This window comes from Alistipes sp., assembly GCF_048465575.1.
GTDB lineage: Bacteria > Bacteroidota > Bacteroidia > Bacteroidales > Rikenellaceae > Alistipes.
Genome location: NZ_DBFWLG010000005.1, coordinates 87,770 through 110,648, shown reverse-complemented (window position 1 = coordinate 110,648; position 22,879 = coordinate 87,770). Strand labels below are relative to the sequence as shown.

The window sequence follows — 22,879 nt, the reverse complement described above, 5'->3', positions numbered from 1 at the left end:
CCTGTCGGGCGTTTGAAGAGCGGTATGCCGTCCATTTGAACAACCGGTCGGTATCCACAGATTTGAATTGAGAATGCTGAATTTTGATTACCTTTGTACTATGGATTTCAAACTCGTATCGGAATACGCCCCGATGGGCGACCAGCCGGAAGCGATCGCGCAGTTAGTCGGCTCGATCCGCCACGGCTCGAAGCACAACACCCTGCTCGGCGTGACGGGTTCTGGCAAGACGTTCACCGTGGCCAACGTCATCGCCGAGCTGAACCGTCCGACGCTGGTGCTGAGCCATAACAAGACCCTCGCGGCGCAGTTGTACGGCGAGTTCCGCAATTTCTTTCCGGAGAATGCCGTGCAGTATTTCGTTTCGTACTACGACTACTACCAGCCGGAGGCCTACCTGCCGTCGTCGGACACGTTCATCGAAAAGGACCTCTCGATCAACGCCGAGATCGAGAAGATGCGGCTGAGCACCGTGGCCACGCTGCTCTCGGGCCGCCGCGATGTGATCGTCGTATCGAGCGTTTCGTGTCTCTACGGCGCGGGCAACCCGGCGGATTTCCATGCCACGGCCATCCATGTGAAAGTCGGGCAGATCATCAGCTACAAGCACTTTCTCTACAAGCTGGTCGAGGGGCTCTACACCCGCACGGAGCGGGACCTCGAACCGGCGACGTTCCGCGTGAACGGCGATACGGTGGACATCATGGCCGCATTCGGCGAGTTCGGCAACCAGTGCTTCCGCGTGATGTTCTACGACAACGAGGTCGAGGCCATTCAGACCATCGACCCTGTGACGGGGCAGCGCATCCACACGCTCGACGAGCTGACGCTCTACCCCACCAGTCTCTTTGTCACCACCCGCGAACGCATCCACGCCGCCGTGCAGCAGATCTACCTCGATCTGGGCAAGCAGGTCGAGTTCTTCGAGCGCGCAGGCCGCCCGATGGAGGCGCAGCGGATCAAGCAGCGCGTGGAGTACGACCTCGAGATGATCAAGGAACTGGGCTACTGCCCCGGCATTGAAAACTATTCGCGCTATTTCGACGGCCGCGCGGCCGGCACGCGGCCGTTCTGCCTGATCGACTATTTCCCCAAGGATTACCTGATGGTCGTGGACGAGAGCCACGTCACCCTGCCGCAGGTCCACGCCATGTTCGGCGGCGACCGTGCGCGCAAGGAGAACCTGGTGGAGTACGGATTCCGGCTCCCCGCGGCCCGCGACAACCGGCCGGTCACGTTTTCGGAATTCGAACAGTTGCAGGGCACCTCGATCTATGTGAGCGCCACGCCCGCGGACTGGGAGCTGATGAAGAGCGAGGGGATCGTCGCCGAGCAGCTCATCCGCCCCACGGGGCTGGTGGACCCGCCGCTGGAGGTGCGCGTGACGCTCAACCAGATCGACGACCTGATCGAGGAGATCGACCGGCGCGTGAGGCAGGACGACAAGGTGCTCGTGACGACGATCACCAAGCGCATGGCCGAGGAACTTTCGAAATATTTCGACCGCGTGGGCGTGCGCAACCGCTACATCCACTCCGACGTGGACACGCTCGAACGCATCCAGATTCTCGAAGACCTGCGCAACGGACTTTTCGACGTGCTGGTGGGCGTGAACCTGCTGCGCGAAGGGCTGGATCTCCCGGAGGTGGCGCTGGTGGCCATCCTCGACGCGGACAAGGAGGGATTCCTGCGCAACGTTCGGTCCCTCACGCAGATTGCGGGCCGCGCCGCTCGCCATTCTCAGGGCAACGTCATCCTCTATGCCGACACCTGCACCGACTCGATGCGCTACGCCATCGAGCAGAGCAACCGCCGCCGCGAGATTCAGGTCCGCTACAACATGGAGCACGCGATGCTGCCCCGCCGGGCCCAGAAGAGCGGCACGGGCCCGAGCGCCCTGCTGGGCGGCCATGCCGACATGCCCGACACGACCGTCTACCCGATTCTGGAGGACCACTATGCCGTGGCGGCGGATGTGGGAAAAGGCTATTCGGCTGCCGACAGCCGCCTGGGCGAGAACCTCGACGCACTGATCGACAAGGCGCGCGAGGAGATGGAGCGGGCCGCCAAGTCGCTCGATTTCCTCGCCGCGGCACGGTTCCGCGACCGGATGTACGAGTTGCAGAAGCTCCGGGACGAGAACAACCGATAATCCCGAGGCGGCACCGGCCGCCGCGGTTAAAACCCCATGCAATGAAACGCTGCAAGATCACCATCCTCAAAACCACGCTCGATGAAGAGCTGGCCCGGGAGTACGGCGCTCCCGGACTGGGCCCATGCCCGATGATGCGCCGGGGACAGGTCTTCTACGCCGACTACGCCAAGCCCGAGGGCTTCTGCGACGAGGCGTGGAAAGCCGTCTACCAATATGTCTTCGCGCTTGCGCACGGCGCCGGAAAGTTCTATTTCGGCGACTGGATCGACCGCGAGGGCGTGGCAGTCTGCTCGTGCAACGACGGCCTGCGGCCCGTCATCATGAAGATCGAGCGCACCGACGAGGAGGCCGAGATCGACTACGAGCCGGTGCGATAAACCCTTGTCATCGGCTGCACCTGCGCGGCATCGGTCGGTTCGTACGCGATCACTCCCGCGCGGCGTGGCGGAACGAAAAATACTTGGCTGCGAAATAGCTGTAAACGGTCGTAAGGAGCGTCGTAAGCACGTTGGACGGCGTGGGCCAGATACCGCACACCTCGACAAAGAATTTCATCCCCGCATAGGTCAGGAGGACCGACCCCGCGATCGAGAGCGCATAGCGGACCAGTTGCGTGCGCGTGCGGACGGGCGAACGGAGGAACGTCACGTTGCGGTTGAGCCAGAAGCCCGTGAAGAAGATCACCGGAAAGACGACGATCAGCGCAGCGATGTGGGGCGACAGCACCACGATGCCCAGATCGAAATAGCGGTGGCAGATAATGAAATTATAGATCAGAAAGTAGAGCAGCGGATTGAGCACCAGGTAGTTCAGTCCGCCGCAAACTGCATAGCGGAACGTCTGGCGTGGCAGGATGGCAGCGACGGGCGGGATATAGAACCAGTCGATCGCACGGATTATCCACTCCGAAAAACGCATCAGCGGGCGCGATAGGTCCACAGATCGGGGAACGTGTCGCGGTATCGTCGGATGAACTCCGCACAGGCCGCCGCGTCGGCGGCTTCGAAAGCCGAGACCATGAATTTACTGCCGAAACGATAGATGCCGTAATCCGTGTCGGATACCCTTTTCGCAGCCTGCGAAACGGCCCGTGCGGCGTTTTCCGGGGTGCTGAAAACTCCCAGCACGACGTAATACCGGCCGGAGGTCAACGCGGCGGGCGCCTCCGAGGGAGCGGACGGGCCGGCGGTTCGGACCGAAGCGGCGCCACCGGATGCGGTTGCAGCCGCCGTTCCGGACCCGGTTGCCGCGGATTGCTCTCCCGAAACATTCGAAACGGATTGCGTCCCGGAAACGGTCGCGGCGGATTGTGTCTCTGCCAGGGTCGTGGAGGATTGAGCGTCCGCAACGTTCGCGGGGGATTCGGCACCGCTCGGAAGGGCTGCGGAATTTTCGTTCCCTGCAACTGCCGGGTCTTTCATCCCTGCTGCGGTCGCACCCGCTCCGACACCCTCCGGCACGACGGGTTCCGCCACGGCAAGGGCATCGGGCAGCTCTTCGGAGCCGTTCTCCGCGAGTAACTCGGTCCCGGACAAGAGCTCCTCGTCGGGATAGAGCATCAGAAATTCGCGTCCACCGAAGAAGAGGGCGATCACGATGGCGGCACTTCCCACCCACATGGCCCAGTCGAAACGGCGCGCACTGCGGATGCGCACGGGCTGGCGGCCTGCGGGGTTCAGCCTGGCTTCGAAAGCCGGATCGGGCGTGAAATGTTTGAACCGGAGCACCCCGATCCCCTCGATAGTCAGCACCTGGTCGGCATACGTGCGCTCCAGCCAGCGCTCGTAGATGGCGCGGGCCTCCTCCGTGCCGCAACGGGCGGCCGAGGCGATCGCCAGCGGAAGCGCCACGCCCAGCTCCTGCGAGCTGAACGTCACCTCGCGGCCGGGCGGCACGACCTTGCGACGGGAAAGCCGCTGCGCCGGACGCCGCACCGTGCCGAGCGTTCCCACCCCGGGCAGGCACACCTCGCTGCCGCCGGCGAGCAGGTTGCCCACCAGGCGGTTCACCTCGTCGACCATCGGATAGCTGCTCATCGTTTTTTCTTTTCGGGTTGCGTGGCCGCGGGCCTGCGAACCGGAGCCGGAACGATCTCCGGCTGCGTCATGCCCCGCCAGATCATCCAGATACCCTGCACGATGAACGGAATGCTCAGCCACTGGCCCATATCAAGCGCCCAACCCTGCTCGAACGCTACCTGCTCGGTCTTGATGAACTCGATGAAGAAGCGCGTGAGGAACACGCCGATCAGCCCGATGCCGAAGAGGATGCCCGGGCGGCGGCGCGCCAGGTCCCGGCGGTAATAGAGCCAGCAGAGGATGCCGAACGTCAGGAGGTAACAGAGCGCCTCGTAAATCTGCGTCGGATGCACGGCGGCCGGTGCGAACTCTTTGAGCCACTTTTGCGAGCGGATGAACTCGAAGCCCCACGGCAGGGTCGTCGCGGTGCCGAAAATTTCCGAATTGAAGAGGTTGCCCAGCCGCACGATGGCCCCGCCGATCCCCACGGGAATCATGATGCGGTCCAGCGACCAGATATAGGGCAGTTTGTTCTTGCGCGAGAAGAGCCACAGACCGATCAACAGGCCGATGGCAGCGCCGTGGCTGGCCATGCCGCCGTCGCGGAACCCCGTGATGATGGTCCACGGCTGGCGCAGGTAGTCCATCGTGTCGTAGAAAAGGCAATGCCCCAGCCGCGCGCCGAGGATCGTGGCCAGCGTGCCGTAGAGGAATATCGATTCCGAGACTTTCGGCGGCAGGCCCTCGCGTTTGCAAAAATTATCGAAGAACTTGGCGCCGATCAGAATCGCCAGCGCCCACATAAGTCCGTAATAGCGGATGTCGAGCCCTCCGATGCGGAAAAGGACCGGATTGAAATCCCAGACGATGCTCAGCGGTAGAATCATAACGAATGCGGGATAAGTAGTTATTTGATCTCCTGGAGGCTCACCTTTTTGAGCGTGAACGAGAACGTGCTGCCCACGCCGGGTTCGCTGCGCACGGAGATGCGTTCTCCGTGGGCCTCGACGATGTGTTTGACGATGGCCAGCCCGAGCCCCGTGCCGCCCTGCTCGCGCGAGCGGCCCTTGTCGGTGCGGTAGAAGCGTTCGAAGACGCGCGGCAGGTCCTCCTTGGCGATGCCCTGGCCGTTGTCCTCGACCTCGACCAGAATCTTGTCCAGCATGTCGCGGAAGCGGATGCGCGTCTGTCCGCCCTCCTTGCCGTAGCGGATCGAATTGATAATCAGGTTGACGAAGACCTGGCCGATGTAGTGTTTGTCGGCCAGCACCCAGAAAGGCGACGGCAGGTTCTCGGCCCCCTTGACCGTGATTTTGATCCCCTTTTTGTCGGCCTCCATCTCGGCCTGCTCGGCGATCTCGCGGGCCAGCGCCACGATGTCGAATTTCTCCAGTTCGAGCCGGTTCATGTTGCTTTCGAGCTTGGAGATGGTGTCCAGGTCGTTGACGATGTTGATCAGGCGGTCGATGCTCTTCTCGGCCCGTTCGAGGTACTTGCGGTTGATCAGTTCGTCCTCCAGCCCGCCGTCGAGCAGCGTCGAAATGTAGCCCTGGATGTTGAAGATCGGCGTTTTCAGTTCGTGCGCCACATTGCCCAGGTACTGCTTGCGGAAACGCTCGGTCTCCTTGAGGCGGGCGATCTCGCGGTCGTTGGTGTCGGCCCAGGCCGTGAGCTCCTCGCCGATGTTCTCCACGCGTTTGTCCTTGAGCTCGGAGAAAATCTCCTGGGTGTGGACGTCGCGCGAAAGGACGATGGAGTAGATGGGCTTGAGCTTGTAAGCCACATACTTGCGAATGATGAACAGCGAGACCAGCGCCACGACCACGAAGACTCCGGCCGCCACCGAGAGCGTCGTCCACCACACCGCATCGAGCAGCGTCATCGTCACGGCGACAATCGCCGTCGCCAGCAGGGCTATCCACAGCGAGGCCCCCTCTTTCGTCTTTACTGCCATGGTTACCGGGTGTATTGTTGCATCAGCCGGGCGATGTACTTGCCCACGATGTCGAATTCGAGGTTGACGACCGAGCCCGGCTCGATGCGGCAAAAGTTGGTGTGCTCGTAGGTGTAGGGAATGATGGCCACGCGGAACGACGCCGGTTTCGAGTCGCAGACCGTAAGGCTCACGCCGTTGACCGCCACCGAACCTTTCTCGACCGTACACAGCCCGCCGCCCTGCGGTTGGTATTCGAACGTAAAATACCAGCTGCCATCGGCATCCTCCCTTGCGGTGCAGACCGCCGTCTGGTCGACGTGTCCCTGCACGATGTGGCCGTCGAGCAGTGCATCGGGTTTCATCGACCGTTCGAGGTTGACCAGATCGCCCACGCGCAGTGCGCCCAGGTTGCTCCGCTCGAGCGTCTCTTTCATCGCCGTTACGGTGTAGGTGTCGCCCGCGATGTCCACAACTGTCAAACAAACGCCGTTATGTGCTATGCTCTGGTCGATTTTCAACTCCCGCGCAAAGTCCGCGCGCAGCGTAAAATCCTTGTTTTGGCGGTCCGCACGGATCGCCACGACCTCGGCCGTGCATTCCACAATGCCTGAAAACATACGTTCAATTGTTAATTATCAACTTTCCCCTGACTTTGTACAACGACACTATATCGTTGGCGTTCAGAAGAATATCGTCGTAATTCTCCCGATCGCCGGCCACCAGGCGCAGCGTTTGCTCCCCCTCGGCGACACGTACTATGCGCAAAGTTACAATTTTTCGGCTGACAATCACATATTCTTCGCCGGGAATAATCGCCTCCCGGTCCACCTTTTTCAAAATCACGATCGTGCCCGAAGGGACCATCTCCCCCATCGCGCGTCCCGTATAGGTCATCGCCAGGTCGCAGTCGCCCAGCTGGGGAATAATCAGCGAACTTTGCGACTCGAGGTGCTCCATGAGGCCGATCCCCTGTTCGACATCGATGTTATAAAAAGGGATCTGCGCTCCCCGCAGGTCTTCGTCGGCGAACATTTGGCCCTCGCCCGTCAAGAGCCACAGTTTGTCGATCTGCGGAAACCGGGTGACGATGCGGTCGGCCACATCGAGCGAAATGCCGTTGTTTCCGCGTTTTATCTGATAGAGGTTCTCGCCCCGCGCAAGGCCGATATAGCGGGCAAAATAGTTGGTAGACATGTTCGCCCACTTGATCACCGCCTCGATTCTTTGCCAATTATTCTGCTTTTCTTGCATTTTTGTTGCTTCGTTTAAAAAAAATTTGCATCTTTGCACACCCGGACCCGTAGTTCAATGGATAGAATATAAGATTCCGGTTCTTACGATATGGGTTCGATTCCCGTCGGGTCTACCAGAACACAAGTGCAGCGCAGTCTGCGCTTGTGTTTTTTCATAGGTACGGCTGCACAACTTTTTATTCAACAAAAATAATAACAAATTTCTTTCCAACAACAAAAAATATCACATTTAAGCCTTTTAATAGCATTTTCGGTTCCAAAACAAAAACAGTCCGCACCCAAGGTGCGGACTTATTCTTGGCAGACTGCAAGGATTAAAACAGTGAATATCAGAAATTAAGACGTACGCCAAGACGCAATGTGAACGTCAGCGGCGACTCGGTGCGCGCCGTACGCGCCCGGGTTTCGTTCAGATAGTACGATCCTTCGGGTTCGAAATAGAGCCCGACAAGGCCCCCCAAACGGTATTGTGCGCCCGCAGCAGCCGCTACCGACCACTCGACGCCCGACTCGTCCAACTTGTCGGAGCCCAGCCGTGCGGAGACGCATTTTTCGACCATGCCGCCCGCACCTATATATAACGAGAAGCGTCCGCGTTCGAAAAACTGCCAGTTCAGCCGCAGGGGAATGCCCATCATGTGCAGCCGCTGGCTCAGTTCGTCGGCCCCCGGCCGGAGCGTCACGTCGGAGCGCAACAAGGTGTAGACCACACCGCTTTCGAGCGAAAGACCGTGTGCGAAATGCCGACGAACCGTAAGGCCGAAACTGAGCGGCTGGTGGTGGCGGAACGAGGCTTCGCGGTAGTCGTAACGGGGCACGAGCAGGGCGCCGCCCGCGTCGTTCGAGGGAACCATCATCGAGTAGGCACGGGTCTGACCGCCCATTCCGGTGACGTTCCCCGCAACGCCGCCCCCGGCGAACAACCCCAGCGAAGCCCGCTTGCGGAGCGGCGCCCGGGCCACGAACGGTTCGCCCGCGAATGATGCACGCGAGGAGCGGGCTGCTGCCGCCGATTGCCGCTCAGCCCGTTCATCGGCTGCGGCGCGGGAATCCCGCGCCTCGCCGTCCTGCGATTCCGGATCGGTGACAGCCTCGGGATCGGCTTCCCGCTCGGCAGTCGGGTCGGGAACCGGACCGCTCAGAGCAAACGCAGCGACCGCTTGCGATGAACGCCCGGTCCGGTTCGCGGCCAACAGTCCCGCAGCATGCCGAGTTGCGGGAGCGTCGACGGTTTTGGCTGTGGAACCGCCAGCCCCGTCGTCCGATGCCCGGCCGGCAGATACTCCCCCGGCTTCCGGGTTTGTTGCAGCGCTCCCCGTGACGACCGATTCGGCGAGGAGCTCCCCAGCCCGTTCAATCGACTCCCTGTCCGGGAGCCACAGCAACCCGCCCGTAAAGGCCAGAACCAGCACAGCGGCCGCAGCCGCGAGCCGCAGCCCGTAGCGGCGCAGCGGAATTGCTCGGGGCGGCGGAGCGGCGCGCAATGCGCGTTCGAGCCGCTCCCAACCGCCCTCCGGAGGCGTAAGCTCGGCATCCCGAAGCGCGCTGCGCAGTTGTTGCGTCCAGTCTCTATCTTGTTTCATAATCGATGTGCATCCAAATAAGCCTTTATCTTGCGTGCAAGCATCGCCCGTGCGCGGAACAGTTGCGACGAGGAGCTTTTCTCGTTGATCCCCAGCATCTCGGCGATCTCCCGGTGGGAATACCCCTCGATGCAGTAGAGGTTGAAAACCGCGCGGTAGCCGTCGGGCAGCTCGCCCACCATGCCGAGGAGCTCCGCCTGCGGAATGCGGGCCACCTCCTCCGAGGCGGGTTCCACCGCCTCGGGGAGCTTCCGCTCCTCGTCCAGCGGCACGCATCCCAGGCGGTTGCGGTTCCGCAGCCATTCGAGCGCCACGTTGACGGTGATGCGCTCCATCCAGGCCCTCAGCGAACCGGGTCCGCGGTAGGAGAAGCGGCCGACGGCGCCGTAAATCTTGAGGAACGCGTCGTGCATCAGGTCCTCGGCCGTGGCGCGGTCGCCCGCATAGCGGAGCGCCACGGCCAGCAGACGGCCGGCGTATCGGTCGTACAGCTCGCGGCGGGCCGTATCATCCCCCTTGCTGCACCCCTCGGCCAGTATCTGCTCCTCCATTCCCATCTTTGAGTTCAGTTATATAAATGACGCCGACACGAAAAGACTGCATCTTTTGCGAATTTTTTTTCACCTCGACGCAGTAAAACGGCAATACGAACGTTTATTGGGGTGAAAGATAACACAAAATTCGTTTAAAAATGAAAAAATTCGGTTTATTCCTCCTCGCGGCCGCGGCTGCAATTACCCTTTCGTCGTGCAACGACGACGACAACGGCGACTACGCAAGCGCCATCACGCTGGGTTCGGTGCATGTCATGGGCGTCGCGTCGGACTACTATTTCACGCTCGACAACGGCCAGCGCGCCTACCCCTCGGACAAGACGCGCATCGGCGCTTTCACCCCCAACAACGGGGATCGCGTTGTCTTTACCTACAACAAGCTCGACACGCCGGCCGACGGCTTCGACCTGAACATCGCCCTCTACGCAATCGCCACCGTCCGCATGGGCGAAACCGCCACGGTCACGACCCATGACCAGCTCGATGCCCTGGGAGATGCCAAGGCCACTCCGTATCAGTGGTGCCCCACTACGCGCTACAATTTCAACCTGAGCCTGCTCTTCAACGCCTCCGACGCCAAGAAGCATACTTTCACGCTCGTGCGCAACAACACTCCCGGCGTATCGTACGAAATGACGGAATCGGGTTATTACAACCTCGAACTGCGTCACGATACGGGCGACGATACCCAGGGCACGACCGTCAGCGAGTGGATGACTTTCAACCTCACGGAGTTCACGGCCGAGTTGCAGGACATGAAAGGCATTATCGTGAAATTCGAAACCATGAACGACGGCACGCGCTATTTCAAATTCGATCTGGGCAAGTAAAACCCGATCCGAACGCTCTTTCCGGTCCGCACCCCCTGCGGACCGGATTTTTTTGTGCCCGCAGGGGCTTATCCGGCACCCAAAAATTTGGCGATCCACCCGGCATTTCCTATCTTTGCCCTATGTCTGTCATCCGCAACACCGAGAGCGATCTCGAATTCGAAAACAAAATCCGCCCGCAGGAGTTGGCCAATTTCTCGGGGCAGGAGAAGATCGTCGAGAACCTCCGCATCTTCATCCAGGCGGCGCTCATGCGCGGCGACTCGCTCGACCACGTGCTGCTGCACGGCCCTCCGGGACTGGGCAAGACCACGCTGGCCAACATCGTGGCCAACGAAATGGGGGCCCAGTTGCGCGTCACGTCGGGCCCCGTGCTCGACAAGCCGGGCGACCTGGCGGGTCTTTTGACCAACCTCAACCCGGGCGATGTGCTCTTCATCGACGAGATACACCGTCTCAGCCCCATCGTCGAGGAGTACCTCTACTCCGCCATGGAGGACTACAAGATCGACATCGTGCTCGACAAAGGCCCCTCGGCCCGCTCGATCCAGATCGAACTGGCCCCTTTCACGCTGGTCGGGGCCACCACGCGCAGCGGTCTCCTGACCTCGCCGCTCAGGGCGCGCTTCGGCATCACGTGCCACCTCGAATATTACGACACCCCCGTGCTGGCGGGTATCGTCCGCCGTTCGGCCCGCATCCTGGACGTATCGATCGACGACGACGCGGCCCACGAGGTGGCGCTGCGCTCGCGCGGCACGCCCCGCATCGCCAACGCCCTGCTGCGCCGCGTGCGCGATTTCGCGCAGGTCAAGGGCGAGGGGCACATCGATCTGGAAATTACGCGCATCGCCCTCTCAGCTCTCAATATCGACTCCCGCGGTCTGGACCGGATGGACAACCGGATTCTGGGCACCATCATCGAGAAATTCGGCGGCGGCCCCGTGGGGCTGAACACCGTGGCCACAGCCGTCGGCGAGGAGGCCGGAACCATCGAAGAGGTATACGAGCCGTTCCTCATCAAGGAGGGATTCCTCAAGCGCACGCCCCGCGGACGCGAGGCCACCGAGTTGGCCTACCGCCACCTGGGATTCACGCCTCCGCGCGCGGATGCGGCGCTCTTCTGACCCAAGCCAACCATCAAAACCCAACCCGATATGAACCCACTGTTTCGTCTCTTCGCGGCCGCACTGCCGCTCGTCGCCACCGGATGCGCCCCGAAAATCTACACCTCGCTCCAGGCCCGCCTGCCCGCGCGTGCAGCCAACGCCGAGGTGCTGGTCTACGAACCCGCCGACTCGCTCCCCGCTTCGGCCGGGGTGCTCGGCGGCCTGTTGATCAAAAACGAAAAAGGCTCCGCGCGCTGCAACTACGACGAAGCCATGCAACTGGCCCGCAACCAGACCAACCGCGCCGGCGGGAACGGCCTGCACATCACCTGGCACCAAACTCCCGCCGGACCGGGACAGGGGCACCAGCTTTCGGCCGAGATACTCACCCTGCCCGATTCGCTCTACCGGGCCGACTATGCCGAAAACCTCGCCCGCCAGCAGGCCCTCACGGCGCTCTATGCGCCCCACGCCCGCAACCGCCGGGGCGCGCAGTCGGAGTACCGCAACAATTTCTTCGTCAATGCGGGCTGCGGATTCATTATCAGCGAATTTCTCACCGGCAACCTCAAGAGCGGCAATCCCAAACGGGGGCTGGACATCAACGCCGGCTACCAGTATACGGCCCGGGGCATCGGCTTCGGCCTGCGCTATTCGGGCTACTACGCCTCGGCGGAACTCTTCACCTACGGAAAAGACCGGATACGGCTCCACTATTTCGCTCCGGAGTTCGTGCTGCGGCAGGCCCTTTCAGAGCGGTGGAGCATCAACGAATCCATCGGCGTCGGCTACGTGATCTACCGGGAAAGCACCGACGGGCTGTCCGCCAAGGTCGGAGGATTCGGCTACCACGTCAACCTGGGCATCGAGTACAAGATCGCCCGCGGCCTGGGCATCAACCTCGGCACGGGAGTCTACTGTGCCCGGTTCGGTTCGATGGACAAGCTGGCCCAAAACTACTCCGACAAGAAAGCCGGGATCACGCGCATCTCGCTCCACGGGGGCCTGCGTTTCTATTTCTGAGGCGTTCGGGCGCAATAATTGCACGCCGTGGTCCGTTGTCATTCCATAACGAATGACAAACGGAAAAGAAGATGGATACGAAAAATAGACTCGACCGCGCGGCGCTCCGCTACCACAGCGAGGGGCGTCCCGGAAAGATCGGCGTCGTGCCGACCAAACCCCACCTCACGCAACACGACCTCTCGCTGGCCTACTCGCCCGGCGTGGCGGCTCCGAGCCGCGCCATTGCCGCCGATCCGGCCGAGGCCTACCGCTACACGGGCAAGGGCAACCTCGTGGCGGTCGTTTCGAACGGCACGGCCGTGCTGGGGCTGGGCGACATCGGCGCCCTGGCCTCGAAACCCGTGATGGAGGGCAAGAGCATGTTGTTCAAGACTTTCGCCGGGATCGACGCTTTCGACATCGAGGTCGCCGAGACCGACCCCGAGGCGTTCATCCGCACGGTCAAGGCCATCGCCCCCACGTTCGGAGGCATCAACCTCGAGGACATCAAGGCCCCCGAGTGCTTCGAGATCGACACCCGGCTGCGCGAGGAACTGGACATTCCCGTCATGCACGACGACCAGCACGGCACGGCCATCATCACCTCGGCGGCGCTGCTGAACGGCGCCAAGATCGCCGGCAAGCAACTCGACCGCCTGCGCGTGGTGGTCAACGGCGCCGGCGCCGCGGCCATCGCCTGCGCGCGGCTCTTTCTCAGGCTGGGCATCCGCCGCGAGCACATGGTTCTGTGCGACAGCCGCGGCGTTGTGACCGTCTACCGCGACGACCTCAACCCGCTCAAACGCGAATTCGCCACCTCGCGCCGCATCACCACCCTTGCCGAAGCGCTGCACGACGCCGACGTCTTTCTGGGTGTCTCGAAAGCCGACGTCCTGACGCAGGAGATGATCCGCACCATGGCCGGCAGCCCCATCGTAATGGCGCTGGCCAACCCCGATCCCGAAATTTCCTACCGCGAAGCGATGCTGTCGCGTCCCGACATCCTCTTCGCCACGGGCCGCTCGGACTACCCCAACCAGGTCAACAACGTGCTGGGCTTCCCCTTTGTCTTCCGCGGGGCGCTCGACGTGCGGGCCACGAAGATCGACGACGCGATGAAACTGGCGGCGGCACATGCGCTGGCCGCCCTGGCCGAGGAGCCCGTCCCGGCCGTGGTGCTCCGGGCCTATGGGGTCGAGAAGCTCTCGTTCGGCCGCGACTACCTGATTCCCAAGCCGCTCGATCCGCGGCTCCTGACCACCGTCGCCCCCGCCGTGGCGCGTGCGGCGATGGAGTCGGGCGTAGCGCGCGAGCCGATCCGCGACTGGGACGCCTACGCCGAGCGGCTCGGCCGGCTGACGGAATAAATCTCTGCCGACATCTCCAAAGACAAAAATCACCCCCGCCAGCGTTATTCCGACGGGGGTGAAATCATTTTTCAACCGGACTGTTCGACAGCCTCTCCTATTGCTGCGGCTTGATTCCGGTAATGATCTTCAGGGATTGCGTGAAATTAATCGCTTCCAATGACGCTGTACTTCCCTTATCGAGCGAAGAATATTTTGCTGTATCGAATATGTCCTGATTGTAATAGCCGTTTCTGTCGCCTTCGAAGCCCCAGTTGCAATGCGTCATTTTCCTTATATCCCTGTTTCTCTCCATTAACCGACCTTTACCTCCGCTATCTGGAATGAACCATATTTCCGTATCCGTAATATTATGCCATATTCCGTCGACGACCCATACATGATCGGTGGTTTTACCACTATCGACAGCCGTTCCCCGCATACATACCATTCCCTTGTTTTCATAACTCTGCCGGATCGCTTCGTAACTGTAATTCGAAACAGGATCGGCCGCAAAGCCGAAATGATTGAGGCAACCGGGAATCGCCGCAAAATCGGCCGTGCTCGAATTCTTGTCGTAGATCGTATTCAACTGCTGACCGATCTCGCGGCACATTTGAGCAATGGCCCGATGCTCTGGACAATCGAACTTATCTCCCAACGTTCTGATATGCTGAAGAATACCCGGCCAATTAAACGTCACGGACTCGGCATCAGCACCCGAATAGGTCAACTGCATGGTTTTAGGAAGAGTGTATGCCGTCATAATCTGCGCTATGGCCGTAGCGGCATAACCGGCAGGAGCCTGCACTCCCGAAACCATCGGACAATAGCCGTTGTACGGAAATTCTGTACCCCATTTTACCGGAATCATCGGTTCGACCTCGGTTACTTGCACAGGCATATGCTTGATCAGGATTCGTCCAGGCTCCTGCGGCGGAATAGCGTAGGGAATAGCACGCAGTCCCTCCAGCAGGTTCAGCGAAGCATTCATGTAAAGATCGAATCCGCTCAGCACATTGCGCGGCGTTTTACGCACCGGGGTGTAGCTCCCCTCGTCTACTACGGCCAACAGGGAGTTGACCCGCCGGTCCGTAGCTACGACGGCAAAGCCGCCTCCATCGAAATTGAACACGTACAACAGGGTGTCGTCCGGGTCCTCCGAACGGGTCGCCTTGACCGTATAGCGAACCACCCGGTTTTCATCGATCGAACGCCCGGCAGCAGTACGGGTCTTCTGATCCGATTCCAGCATGTCGATGGCTATCTGGGCCAGTTGACACGCCTCCTCGTAATTGACAAATGGCTCGTAGGGTACGGCACCCTCGATCTGTGGAACCGCCGGTTTTTCCGGCTTTTGGGTCCCGTCTTTTTCACAGGACATGAGCCCCGCTCCCAAGAGCAGGATGCACCCGAATAAGATTAACTTTTTCATAACCTCACTGTTTTTTAATGAAACTGATCTCCAACAACAAATATACGAAAAAATTATACAATTTCGAGGCTATATCATACAAATTTTTACCATATTTTCTTTACTTCCTCCCGCAGCCGCACTGCCGGGCTCCGAGAGAAAAACACCGTCCGGCAGCCTATCGCTGCGGCTTGATTCCGGTGACGGTTTGGAGCGACTGGATGAATTGGGCAAGCCGCAGTTTCAAACTCTCCTCTTCGATTTTGGCCGGATTGGCCGGATCGAAAACCACGGGGTCGAAATAGCCGTTCCAGTATCCGTCGTGCCCCCAGTTGCAATGCACCAACTCCTGCGTTGCGGACTTTTCCCCGACCAACCGGGCTGGACCGCCGTTTTCGGGCACGAACCAAATTTCGGTATCGTGGACCATCTGCGCCCTGCCGTCCACCGCCCAGACGAATTCGTAGCGTGTCAGCACATCGACGACCGCACCGCGCATACAGGCCAGTCCGTCCCTCTGGCCGATCCGCCGCATCGCCTCGGGCGTGTAATCCGCAACCGGATCGGCCGCAAAGCCGAAACGAGCGAGGCAGGCGGGCATGAGCGAAAAATCGGCCGTGCTGCGATCGCTGTCGTAGACCGTATTCAACTGCTGCCCGATCTCGCGGCATAACCGACCGATGGCCCGGTGCTCGAGGCACTCTTCCGAGTCGTCATTCATCGTATGATGCTGCAGAATCCCGGGCCAGTTGAGTGCGATAGACGCTGCACCGGCATCGGGATAGGTCAACGTCATGGTCGCCGGCCAGGTGTAAGCCGCCATGATCTGCCCGACGGCAACGGCTGCAAAGCCTGCCGGTGCCAGTCTGCCCGAGACCATCGGACAAAAAATGAAAAAAGGCGACTCCTGTCCCCAAATGGTGGGAATCATCGGCTTCCCGGCCGTCACCGGACGCGAATCGTAGCGGATCACCATCCGCCCCGCCTCCTGCGGCCGGTCGAAATCATCGGGAACGGACCGCAGCCCCTCCAGCAAATCCAATGCGGCATTCACGTAGAGATCGTACCCGCACCTCACGTTCCGCGGTGTTTTACGTCCGGGATTGTAGAAGCCCGACTCCACAACCGCCAGCAGGGGTCCGACCCGGCGATCGGTCGACACGACGACAAAACCACCGCCATCATATCCCCTGCCGAAAGAGAAAACATAGAGCAGCGGATCCTCCCCCGCGACGGGGTAACGCTGGACACGCGCAGGATCGAATTCGCGCTCCTCATCGTCGTAGTTCAGCATCCCGACCGCCGCGCGGGCGATTTGGCACGCCTCCTCATAACCGACCCGCTCTCCGTAAGGCACCGCGCCCGGCACCTCCGCAGGCCTTTTCGTCCCCTCCTTTTCGCAGGACGCGATCCCCGCACCCGCCAGCAATAAGCAGCCGAGCAACCATAATTTTTCCATAATTCCACTGTTTAAACAATCTCCGGTAACAAATATACGGAAAAATAACCGGACAGACAACAAAAACGACCGAATGGCCTATCTATTCTGCAAACAACCCCCGAAACTCCTCCACCGTCATCGCCCGCACCTCGCAGTCGCCGATCCGCAGGGGCAGCACCACATGCAGCACCCCCTGCTCGCTCTTCTTGTCTTTTTCGACCTCTTTCAGGAGCCGCTTCAACTCGACCGGGGGCCGCAGCTCGAATCCCAGCGAGCCCAGCAGCGCCACGATGCGGTCGCGGTCCGCAGGGGAAAGCACGCCCATTTCGACCGCCGCATCGGCGATGAGCGCCGTGCCCACGGCCACGGCCTCGCCGTGGCTCATCCGGTCCGAACATTTCTCGATGGCGTGTGCCAGCGTGTGTCCCAGGTTGAGCTTGCGCCGCTCGCCCCGCTCGCGCTCGTCGCGCCCGACGATTTCGGCCTTGACGCGGATCGCCGCGGCGACGACCTCCGACAGGAGGGTCGTATCCGTACGCAACGCCCCCAGCATCACCCCCTCGAGCCGGGCGAACAGCTCCGCATCGGCAATGACGGCCGCCTTGACGATCTCGGCCAGCCCGGCGCGGAACTCCCGCCCGGGCAGCGTGGAGAGCAGCGCCGGATCGCAGAGGACGAACTGCGGCTGGGTGAACGTGCCGGCCATGTTCTTGTAGCCGTCGACATTCACGCCGTTCTTGCCGCCAACCGAGGCATCGACCTGCCCGAGGAGCGTGGTCGGGACGAAGCCGAACCGCAGCCCGCGCATGTAGGTCGCGGCGGCGAATCCGGCCACATCGGTGACGATGCCGCCCCCGACGGCCAGAATGAACGTCCGGCGGTCGACGCCCAGTTCGATGAAACGGCGGTAGAGGGTCTGGACGGTTTCGAGGGTCTTGCTGCTTTCGCCGCGGCCGATCAGCACTTTCTCGTACGGGGCCAGCAGTGGGCGGTAGAGCCGGTCGACGGCGGCGTCGGTAATGACCACCACCCGCCCTTGGGGCAGCAGGCGGGGCAGCAGTTCGGCCGCCGAACCGATATAAACGGCGCTGACGGAGGAGATATTGAAAGCGGGTTCCATATCTTGGACAAATTGAGAAACGAACAAAAATAGTATATTTTCCCCGGAATTTGTTACCTTTGCACCACAAAAAAGAACTCTATGCAAAAACTCCGCAATATTGCGATTATCGCCCATGTGGACCACGGCAAGACCACGCTCGTCGACAAGATGATTCTGGCGGGCAATATCCTCCGCGACAACCAGCAGACCGGCGACCTGATTCTGGACAACAACGACCTCGAACGCGAACGGGGCATCACGATCCTCTCGAAAAACGTCTCGGTCATCTACAAGGACTACAAGATCAACATCATCGACACCCCGGGCCACGCCGATTTCGGCGGCGAGGTCGAGCGCGTGCTCAACATGTGCGACGGCGTGCTGCTCCTGGTCGACGCGTTCGAGGGCACCATGCCCCAAACCCGTTTCGTGCTGCAAAAGGCGCTCGCGCTGGGCAAGAAGCCCATCGTGGTGGTCAACAAGGTCGACAAGCCCAACTGCCGCCCCGAGGTGGTCAACGAGCAGGTCTTCGACCTGATGTTCTCGCTCGACGCCACCGAGGAGCAGCTCGACTACCGCACCATCTACGGCTCGGCCAAGCAGGGCTGGATGTCGCACAAGTGGAACGAGCGGACCGACTCGATCGTTCCGCTGCTGGACGCAATCATCGACGAGATCCCCGAGCCGGCGATCGTCGAGGGTACGCCCCAGTTGCTCATCACCTCGCTCGAATACTCGGCCTACACGGGCCGCATCGCCGTGGGCAAAATCACGCGCGGCACGCTCCGCGCCGGGCAGACGGTCACCCTGGCCAAACGCGACGGCGTGACGATGCAGAAGACCCGCATCAAGGAGCTGATGATCTTCGAGGGGCTGGGCAAGAAAAAGGTCGACGAGGTGCCCTGCGGCGAGATTTGCGCCCTGACGGGCATCGACGGATTCGAGATCGGAGACACGATCTGCGACGCCGATAATCCCGAACCGCTGCCCCCGATCGCCATCGACGAGCCGACCATGTCGATGCTCTTCACGATCAACAACTCGCCGTTCTTCGGCAAGGACGGCAAGTACGTCACCTCGCGCCACATCAAGGAGCGGCTCGACCGCGAACTGGAGAAGAACCTCGCCCTGCGCGTGACGCCGGGCCCCTCGGCCGACTCGTTCAACGTCTTCGGCCGAGGCGTGCTCCACCTCTCGGTGCTGATCGAGACCATGCGCCGCGAGGGCTACGAGCTGCAGGTGGGCCAGCCCCGGGTGATCGTCAAGGAGATCGGAGGCAAGCGGTGCGAACCCATCGAGGAGATGACCGTCGACTGCCCCGAGGAGCAGGCCGGCACGGTCATCGAGCTGACGACCCGGCGCAAGGGCACGCTCACCGACATGCAGACCACCGGCGACCGCACGCGCCTTACGTTCGACATCCCCTCGCGCGGCATCATCGGCCTGCGGTCCAACATGCTCACGGCCACGGCCGGCGAGGCGATCATGACCCACCGGCTCAAGGATTTCGAGCCCTGGATGGGCGAGATCGAGATGCGCACCAACGGCTCGATCATCTCGGGCGAGACCGGCACGGCCTACGCCTACTCGATCGACAAGTTGCAGGACCGCGGCCGCTTCTTCATTTCGCCGATGGACCCCGTCTACGAGGGGCAGGTGATCGGCGAGCACACGCGCCAGAACGACATTACGGTCAACGTCACCAAATCCAAGCAGCTGACGAACATGCGCGCTTCGGGTTCGGACGACAAGGCCGCCATCGCGCCTCCGAAAGTCTTTTCGCTGGAGGAGGCCCTCGAATACATCAAGGAGGACGAATACGTCGAGGTCACTCCGCATGCGATGCGCCTGCGGAAGATTCTGCTGCACGAGGTCGACCGCAAACGGCAATCGAAATAGCGATGGACCATTTGACCCTTTCGCTCGCGGTGGGCGCCGCGGCCGGCGTCCTGGACGTGATTCCGATGCTGGCGCAGAAACTCCCGTTCCGGTCGTGTCTCTCCGCCTTTGCGGTCTATCTCTTCGCCGCCGTGCTCGTCTTTCACAGCGACCTGCCCTACCTGCCGTGGTGGGCCGACGGCATGGCCGTCACGGTGATGATCTCCCTGCCGGTGGTGATGACTTTCACGGGCCGCGACCGCAAGGCCATCCCCATTGTGCTGGCAAATGCCCTGTTGCTGGGATTTCTGATCGGCGTCGCCGAGCGCTATCTGGCTTAAAACAGAACGGACCCGCGGGTCCGTTTTTTCATGCTACTTTTTCAGTGTCGCCAGCGAGAGGATATGCCACGTCACGCCGGCGGCCACGGCGAGCAGTCCGGCCTGCGCCCAGTGCAGATCACCGAGCGGCACGAGGATGCACCAGAGCATCGAGGCCCACATGATGAGCAGCGTAAAGACCTTTGCGCGGAGCGGAATGGCGTGGTTTTCGCGGTACGAACGGACGTATTCGCCCAGGAAAGGATGCGCGAGCAGCCAGGCATACAACCGCGGCGAGGAGCGCACCCAGAGCGCCGCCGCAAGCAGCAGAAAGGGCGTGGTGGGCAGCAGCGGCACGAAGATACCGACCACGCCCAGCGCGAACGCCAGACAACCCAGCAGGACAAGCAGCAGTTTCACGGGGCAAAAATAGGCAAAATAACCACCCGTCCCGCGGCGCATCCTGAATTTTGCGTATCTTTGTCCGAAAGCACCGCCGAACCGCCTGCGATTTGCATGGACGGGCATAAAACGGAACACATAAAAAACGAACGATATGGAAAAAATCGGCATTGCCAGCGACCACGCCGGCTACGAAATGAAAGAATTTCTGGTGGGCTACCTCGGCTCCAAGGGCTTCGAGGTGCTCGATTTCGGGACCGACTCGCCCGAGAGCGTCGATTACCCCGATTATGCGCATCCGCTGGCCGAGGCCATCGAACGGGGCGAACTGGAGCGCGGCGTGGCTCTCTGCGGCTCGGGCGAGGGAATGGCGATCACGCTCAACAAGCACCAGGGCATCCGCGCGGGCCTGGCCTGGGAACCCGAAATCGCCGCGCTCATCCGCCGCCACAACGACGCCAACGTGATCGTCCTCCCGGCGCGCTTCATCTCCAACGACGAGGCCGTCGCCATGCTCGACGCCTATTTCGCCGCCCGATTCGAGGGCGGCCGCCACGAAAACCGGCTGAAGAAGATCCCCACGGCCTGCAAATAGGCAGCAAAAACGGCAGTGTGTGCGCACACACTGCCGTTTTTCAGCGGATCGTCTCCCGGTGGACGAACACGTTCGGAGCGAAAGTGAGGTCGGGCGCTTCGCCCTCGAACAGACCGAAAACGGCCGAACCGCTCCCCGACATGGAGGCGTAGAGCGCCCCGGCGTCCAGCAGTTGCGCTTTCAAACGGGCGATAACCGGATGCGCGGCGAAGACCGAAGGTTCGAAATCGTTGGTCACCGTGCCCTGCCACGCGGCCAGGGGTCGCGCGAGGCGCTCGGCGAGCGGAAAATCGGGAGTGTGTGCGCGCACACCGGCATATGCTTCGGCGGTGGAGACCTTTTCCGGGGGTTTGACAACCACGAGCGTCAGGCCGCCCAGATCGAGCGGGAAAGGGGTCATTCTTTCGCCGCGGCCCGTACACAACTGCGGCTCGTTGCGCACGAAAAAGGCCGTGTCGCTGCCCAGCGCGGCGGCGCAGCCGATCAGCTCCGCCTCCGCGAGCCCCAGACCGAACAGTTCGTCGAGCGCCCGGATCACGGCCGTCGCGTCCGACGACCCGCCGCCCAGTCCCGCGCCGAAAGGCACGCGCTTCACGAGGCGGATCGACACGCCGTCCACCCCATAGCGTTCCTGCATCAGGCGGAAAGCCCGCAGACAGAGGTTGTTCACGGGGGCGCAGTCCACCGCGATTCCGGCCGCTTCGAAGCGCACGCCCGGCCGCGGGGTCCGCACGACCTCCACCTCGTCGAAGAGTTCCCTCACGGGGAACAGCACGGTTTCCAGCTCGTGGTAGCCGTCCGCGCGGCGGCGCAGCACATCCAGTCCCAGATTGATTTTGCAGTTTGCCCGTAGCATCATGCGGTAAATATAGCGCTTTTTTCACTTTTAATTCTTCATTTTTAATTTTTAATTGTCGTACATTTGTACGACCATGAAATTCCGTACCGAACTCGAAATCGCCCCGCTGCCGCACCCGATCGACTACGCCGATCCCGTGCTGCTCATAGGTTCGTGCTTCGCCGACCGGATGCGCGAAAAGCTCCGGAGCCTGAAATTCCGCGCCTCGGGCGATTTCTGCGGTCCGCTCTTCAACCCCGCGTCGATCGCCTCGGCCGTGCGCCGCGCCGCAGAGGGCCGCGCCGTCCGAGCCGAGGAGCTGCACCGCGACGCCGAGGGGTGGTGGTTTCATTACGATACCCACACCCTCGCGGACGACCCCGACCCGGCACAGGTGCTCGCCCGCTGCAACGCCGGGCAGGAAGCCCTGCGACAAGCGCTCGAACAGGCGCGGCACGTCGTGGTTACGTTCGGCACGGCGTGGGTCTACCGCCTGCGCGATACGGGCGCCGTAGTGGCCAACTGCCACAAGCAGCCCGCGGAACTGTTCAGCCGCGAGCGGCTCACGGTTCCGCAGATCGTGGCCGACTGGTCGGAGCTGCTCGCGGGGCCGCTGGCCGGACGGCAGGTCCTCCTCACGGTCAGCCCCGTGCGCCACCTGGGCGACGGGCTCGACGGCAACTGCCTGAGCAAGTCGATCCTGCGCGTGGCCTGCGCCGAACTGGAGGAGCGGCACGAGAACGTGCATTACTTTCCCGCCTACGAACTGCTCGTGGACGACCTGCGCGACTACCGCTTCTACGCCGACGACCTGGTACATCCCGCGCCGGCAGCCGTGGAGTACATCTGGGAGCGGTTCGCACAGGCGGCTCTCTCGGAGCGTACGCGGGAGTTGCTCGGGGAGGTGCAAAGGGTGCTGTCGCTGGCCGGACACACGCCGCGACGCCCCGAAAGCGACGCATGGCGCGCCCTGTGCCGGCGAACCGCCGGGCAGATGCGCGCACTGGAAAAACGCGAGGGGCTCGACTTTTCCGACGAAATAGCGCGCCTCGAAAGGTGCACGTATCGCTAAATTTCGTATTTTTGCCCTCCGAACAACG

General features: G+C 61.6%; 23 protein-coding genes and 1 tRNA gene. 11 read left to right on the top strand and 13 right to left on the bottom strand.

Features of this window, described 5'->3' with window-relative positions:
* The first annotated feature begins 100 nt into the window (after positions 1–100).
* Positions 101–2,152, top strand: a complete 2,052-nt coding sequence (uvrB, locus tag ACMQ11_RS01290; RefSeq protein WP_418990848.1) for an excinuclease ABC subunit UvrB — start codon at positions 101–103, stop codon at positions 2,150–2,152.
* Between the two features lie 41 nt (positions 2,153–2,193).
* Positions 2,194–2,532: a TIGR04076 family protein gene (locus ACMQ11_RS01285; RefSeq protein ID WP_418990847.1), complete on the top strand. Its 339-nt coding sequence runs from the start codon at positions 2,194–2,196 to the stop codon at positions 2,530–2,532.
* Positions 2,533–2,581: 49 nt separating this feature from the next.
* On the opposite strand, the gene ACMQ11_RS01280 is transcribed toward ACMQ11_RS01285, so the two are convergent.
* Genes ACMQ11_RS01280 through ACMQ11_RS01255 form a run of 6 tightly spaced genes read right to left on the bottom strand, consistent with a single transcriptional unit; the run spans position 2,582 to position 7,360 of the window.
* Entirely contained in the window at positions 2,582–3,073 is a 492-nt protein-coding gene (locus tag ACMQ11_RS01280; protein WP_418990859.1) for a GtrA family protein, read from the bottom strand.
* Complete coding sequence (locus ACMQ11_RS01275; RefSeq protein WP_418990846.1) at positions 3,073–4,191, bottom strand: SPOR domain-containing protein; 1,119 nt, start codon at positions 4,189–4,191, stop codon at positions 3,073–3,075. Before ACMQ11_RS01275 ends, ACMQ11_RS01280 begins: the two co-directional genes overlap by 1 nt.
* Positions 4,188–5,060: a prolipoprotein diacylglyceryl transferase gene (gene lgt, locus ACMQ11_RS01270; RefSeq protein ID WP_418990845.1), complete on the bottom strand. Its 873-nt coding sequence runs from the start codon at positions 5,058–5,060 to the stop codon at positions 4,188–4,190. Before lgt ends, ACMQ11_RS01275 begins: the two co-directional genes overlap by 4 nt.
* 20 nt (positions 5,061–5,080) lie before the next feature.
* Positions 5,081–6,127, bottom strand: coding sequence for a sensor histidine kinase (locus ACMQ11_RS01265; protein WP_418990844.1), 1,047 nt, complete (start codon positions 6,125–6,127; stop codon positions 5,081–5,083).
* 2 nt (positions 6,128–6,129) lie between these two features.
* Positions 6,130–6,726, bottom strand: coding sequence for a riboflavin synthase (locus ACMQ11_RS01260; RefSeq protein ID WP_418990843.1), 597 nt, complete (start codon positions 6,724–6,726; stop codon positions 6,130–6,132).
* A gap of 4 nt (positions 6,727–6,730) precedes the next feature.
* On the bottom strand, positions 6,731–7,360 hold the full coding sequence (locus tag ACMQ11_RS01255; protein WP_418990858.1) for a hypothetical protein: 630 nt from the start codon (positions 7,358–7,360) through the stop codon (positions 6,731–6,733).
* A 43-nt stretch (positions 7,361–7,403) separates the two neighbouring features.
* On the opposite strand from ACMQ11_RS01255, the gene ACMQ11_RS01250 reads away from it, so the two are divergent.
* Positions 7,404–7,478: transfer RNA gene (locus ACMQ11_RS01250), tRNA-Arg, on the top strand.
* Positions 7,479–7,691: 213 nt separating this feature from the next.
* On the opposite strand, the gene ACMQ11_RS01245 is transcribed toward ACMQ11_RS01250, so the two are convergent.
* Positions 7,692–8,945, bottom strand: a complete 1,254-nt coding sequence (locus ACMQ11_RS01245) for a hypothetical protein (protein ID WP_418990842.1) — start codon at positions 8,943–8,945, stop codon at positions 7,692–7,694.
* Positions 8,942–9,496 (bottom strand): RNA polymerase sigma factor, encoded by a 555-nt coding sequence (locus tag ACMQ11_RS01240; protein ID WP_418990841.1) that lies wholly within the window; start codon positions 9,494–9,496, stop codon positions 8,942–8,944. Before ACMQ11_RS01240 ends, ACMQ11_RS01245 begins: the two co-directional genes overlap by 4 nt.
* 140 nt (positions 9,497–9,636) lie before the next feature.
* Between ACMQ11_RS01240 and ACMQ11_RS01235 the strand changes: the two genes are divergently transcribed.
* From ACMQ11_RS01235 to ACMQ11_RS01220, 4 genes are all read left to right on the top strand, one after another.
* Positions 9,637–10,329, top strand: a complete 693-nt coding sequence (locus ACMQ11_RS01235) for a hypothetical protein (protein ID WP_418990840.1) — start codon at positions 9,637–9,639, stop codon at positions 10,327–10,329.
* A 122-nt stretch (positions 10,330–10,451) separates the two neighbouring features.
* Positions 10,452–11,456, top strand: a complete 1,005-nt coding sequence (gene ruvB / locus ACMQ11_RS01230; RefSeq protein WP_418990839.1) for a Holliday junction branch migration DNA helicase RuvB — start codon at positions 10,452–10,454, stop codon at positions 11,454–11,456.
* Between the two features lie 30 nt (positions 11,457–11,486).
* Complete coding sequence (locus ACMQ11_RS01225) at positions 11,487–12,461, top strand: hypothetical protein (RefSeq protein WP_418990838.1); 975 nt, start codon at positions 11,487–11,489, stop codon at positions 12,459–12,461.
* 71 nt (positions 12,462–12,532) lie between these two features.
* Positions 12,533–13,810, top strand: coding sequence for a malic enzyme-like NAD(P)-binding protein (locus ACMQ11_RS01220; RefSeq protein ID WP_418990837.1), 1,278 nt, complete (start codon positions 12,533–12,535; stop codon positions 13,808–13,810).
* A gap of 97 nt (positions 13,811–13,907) precedes the next feature.
* Here ACMQ11_RS01220 and ACMQ11_RS01215 read toward each other — a convergent pair whose 3' ends face one another.
* From ACMQ11_RS01215 to aroB, 3 genes are all read right to left on the bottom strand, one after another.
* Positions 13,908–15,224: a C10 family peptidase gene (locus ACMQ11_RS01215; RefSeq protein ID WP_418990836.1), complete on the bottom strand. Its 1,317-nt coding sequence runs from the start codon at positions 15,222–15,224 to the stop codon at positions 13,908–13,910.
* Positions 15,225–15,381: 157 nt separating this feature from the next.
* Positions 15,382–16,662: a C10 family peptidase gene (locus ACMQ11_RS01210; protein ID WP_418990835.1), complete on the bottom strand. Its 1,281-nt coding sequence runs from the start codon at positions 16,660–16,662 to the stop codon at positions 15,382–15,384.
* An 82-nt stretch (positions 16,663–16,744) separates the two neighbouring features.
* Entirely contained in the window at positions 16,745–17,764 is a 1,020-nt protein-coding gene (gene aroB / locus ACMQ11_RS01205) for a 3-dehydroquinate synthase (protein WP_418990834.1), read from the bottom strand.
* Positions 17,765–17,845: 81 nt separating this feature from the next.
* Between aroB and typA the strand changes: the two genes are divergently transcribed.
* Positions 17,846–19,645, top strand: a complete 1,800-nt coding sequence (gene typA, locus ACMQ11_RS01200) for a translational GTPase TypA (RefSeq protein ID WP_418990833.1) — start codon at positions 17,846–17,848, stop codon at positions 19,643–19,645.
* A gap of 2 nt (positions 19,646–19,647) precedes the next feature.
* Positions 19,648–19,965, top strand: a complete 318-nt coding sequence (locus tag ACMQ11_RS01195; protein ID WP_418990832.1) for a hypothetical protein — start codon at positions 19,648–19,650, stop codon at positions 19,963–19,965.
* Positions 19,966–19,998: 33 nt separating this feature from the next.
* On the opposite strand, the gene ACMQ11_RS01190 is transcribed toward ACMQ11_RS01195, so the two are convergent.
* Positions 19,999–20,364 (bottom strand): YbaN family protein, encoded by a 366-nt coding sequence (locus tag ACMQ11_RS01190; protein WP_418990831.1) that lies wholly within the window; start codon positions 20,362–20,364, stop codon positions 19,999–20,001.
* A gap of 136 nt (positions 20,365–20,500) precedes the next feature.
* Between ACMQ11_RS01190 and rpiB the strand changes: the two genes are divergently transcribed.
* Entirely contained in the window at positions 20,501–20,941 is a 441-nt protein-coding gene (gene rpiB, locus ACMQ11_RS01185; protein WP_418990830.1) for a ribose 5-phosphate isomerase B, read from the top strand.
* Positions 20,942–20,981: 40 nt separating this feature from the next.
* Here the strand turns inward: rpiB and ispE are convergent, their stop codons facing one another.
* Complete coding sequence (ispE, locus tag ACMQ11_RS01180; RefSeq protein WP_418990829.1) at positions 20,982–21,800, bottom strand: 4-(cytidine 5'-diphospho)-2-C-methyl-D-erythritol kinase; 819 nt, start codon at positions 21,798–21,800, stop codon at positions 20,982–20,984.
* Positions 21,801–21,873: 73 nt separating this feature from the next.
* Here ispE and ACMQ11_RS01175 point away from each other — a divergent pair, with 73 nt between their 5' ends.
* On the top strand, positions 21,874–22,851 hold the full coding sequence (locus ACMQ11_RS01175; protein ID WP_418990828.1) for a GSCFA domain-containing protein: 978 nt from the start codon (positions 21,874–21,876) through the stop codon (positions 22,849–22,851).
* Positions 22,852–22,879 lie beyond the last annotated feature (28 nt).

What these genes read in the sequence shown, in the direction of transcription:
- uvrB (WP_418990848.1), top strand. Translation starts at nt 101, where the DNA reads ATGGATTTCAAACTCGTATCGGAATACGCCCCGATGGGCGACCAGCCG.
- ACMQ11_RS01285 (WP_418990847.1), top strand. Translation starts at nt 2,194, where the DNA reads ATGAAACGCTGCAAGATCACCATCCTCAAAACCACGCTCGATGAAGAG.
- ACMQ11_RS01280 (WP_418990859.1), bottom strand. Translation starts at nt 3,073, where the DNA reads ATGCGTTTTTCGGAGTGGATAATCCGTGCGATCGACTGGTTCTATATC.
- ACMQ11_RS01275 (WP_418990846.1), bottom strand. Translation starts at nt 4,191, where the DNA reads ATGAGCAGCTATCCGATGGTCGACGAGGTGAACCGCCTGGTGGGCAAC.
- lgt (WP_418990845.1), bottom strand. Translation starts at nt 5,060, where the DNA reads ATGATTCTACCGCTGAGCATCGTCTGGGATTTCAATCCGGTCCTTTTC.
- ACMQ11_RS01265 (WP_418990844.1), bottom strand. Translation starts at nt 6,127, where the DNA reads ATGGCAGTAAAGACGAAAGAGGGGGCCTCGCTGTGGATAGCCCTGCTG.
- ACMQ11_RS01260 (WP_418990843.1), bottom strand. Translation starts at nt 6,726, where the DNA reads ATGTTTTCAGGCATTGTGGAATGCACGGCCGAGGTCGTGGCGATCCGT.
- ACMQ11_RS01255 (WP_418990858.1), bottom strand. Translation starts at nt 7,360, where the DNA reads ATGCAAGAAAAGCAGAATAATTGGCAAAGAATCGAGGCGGTGATCAAG.
- ACMQ11_RS01245 (WP_418990842.1), bottom strand. Translation starts at nt 8,945, where the DNA reads ATGAAACAAGATAGAGACTGGACGCAACAACTGCGCAGCGCGCTTCGG.
- ACMQ11_RS01240 (WP_418990841.1), bottom strand. Translation starts at nt 9,496, where the DNA reads ATGGAGGAGCAGATACTGGCCGAGGGGTGCAGCAAGGGGGATGATACG.
- ACMQ11_RS01235 (WP_418990840.1), top strand. Translation starts at nt 9,637, where the DNA reads ATGAAAAAATTCGGTTTATTCCTCCTCGCGGCCGCGGCTGCAATTACC.
- ruvB (WP_418990839.1), top strand. Translation starts at nt 10,452, where the DNA reads ATGTCTGTCATCCGCAACACCGAGAGCGATCTCGAATTCGAAAACAAA.
- ACMQ11_RS01225 (WP_418990838.1), top strand. Translation starts at nt 11,487, where the DNA reads ATGAACCCACTGTTTCGTCTCTTCGCGGCCGCACTGCCGCTCGTCGCC.
- ACMQ11_RS01220 (WP_418990837.1), top strand. Translation starts at nt 12,533, where the DNA reads ATGGATACGAAAAATAGACTCGACCGCGCGGCGCTCCGCTACCACAGC.
- ACMQ11_RS01215 (WP_418990836.1), bottom strand. Translation starts at nt 15,224, where the DNA reads ATGAAAAAGTTAATCTTATTCGGGTGCATCCTGCTCTTGGGAGCGGGG.
- ACMQ11_RS01210 (WP_418990835.1), bottom strand. Translation starts at nt 16,662, where the DNA reads ATGGAAAAATTATGGTTGCTCGGCTGCTTATTGCTGGCGGGTGCGGGG.
- aroB (WP_418990834.1), bottom strand. Translation starts at nt 17,764, where the DNA reads ATGGAACCCGCTTTCAATATCTCCTCCGTCAGCGCCGTTTATATCGGT.
- typA (WP_418990833.1), top strand. Translation starts at nt 17,846, where the DNA reads ATGCAAAAACTCCGCAATATTGCGATTATCGCCCATGTGGACCACGGC.
- ACMQ11_RS01195 (WP_418990832.1), top strand. Translation starts at nt 19,648, where the DNA reads ATGGACCATTTGACCCTTTCGCTCGCGGTGGGCGCCGCGGCCGGCGTC.
- rpiB (WP_418990830.1), top strand. Translation starts at nt 20,501, where the DNA reads ATGGAAAAAATCGGCATTGCCAGCGACCACGCCGGCTACGAAATGAAA.
- ispE (WP_418990829.1), bottom strand. Translation starts at nt 21,800, where the DNA reads ATGATGCTACGGGCAAACTGCAAAATCAATCTGGGACTGGATGTGCTG.
- ACMQ11_RS01175 (WP_418990828.1), top strand. Translation starts at nt 21,874, where the DNA reads ATGAAATTCCGTACCGAACTCGAAATCGCCCCGCTGCCGCACCCGATC.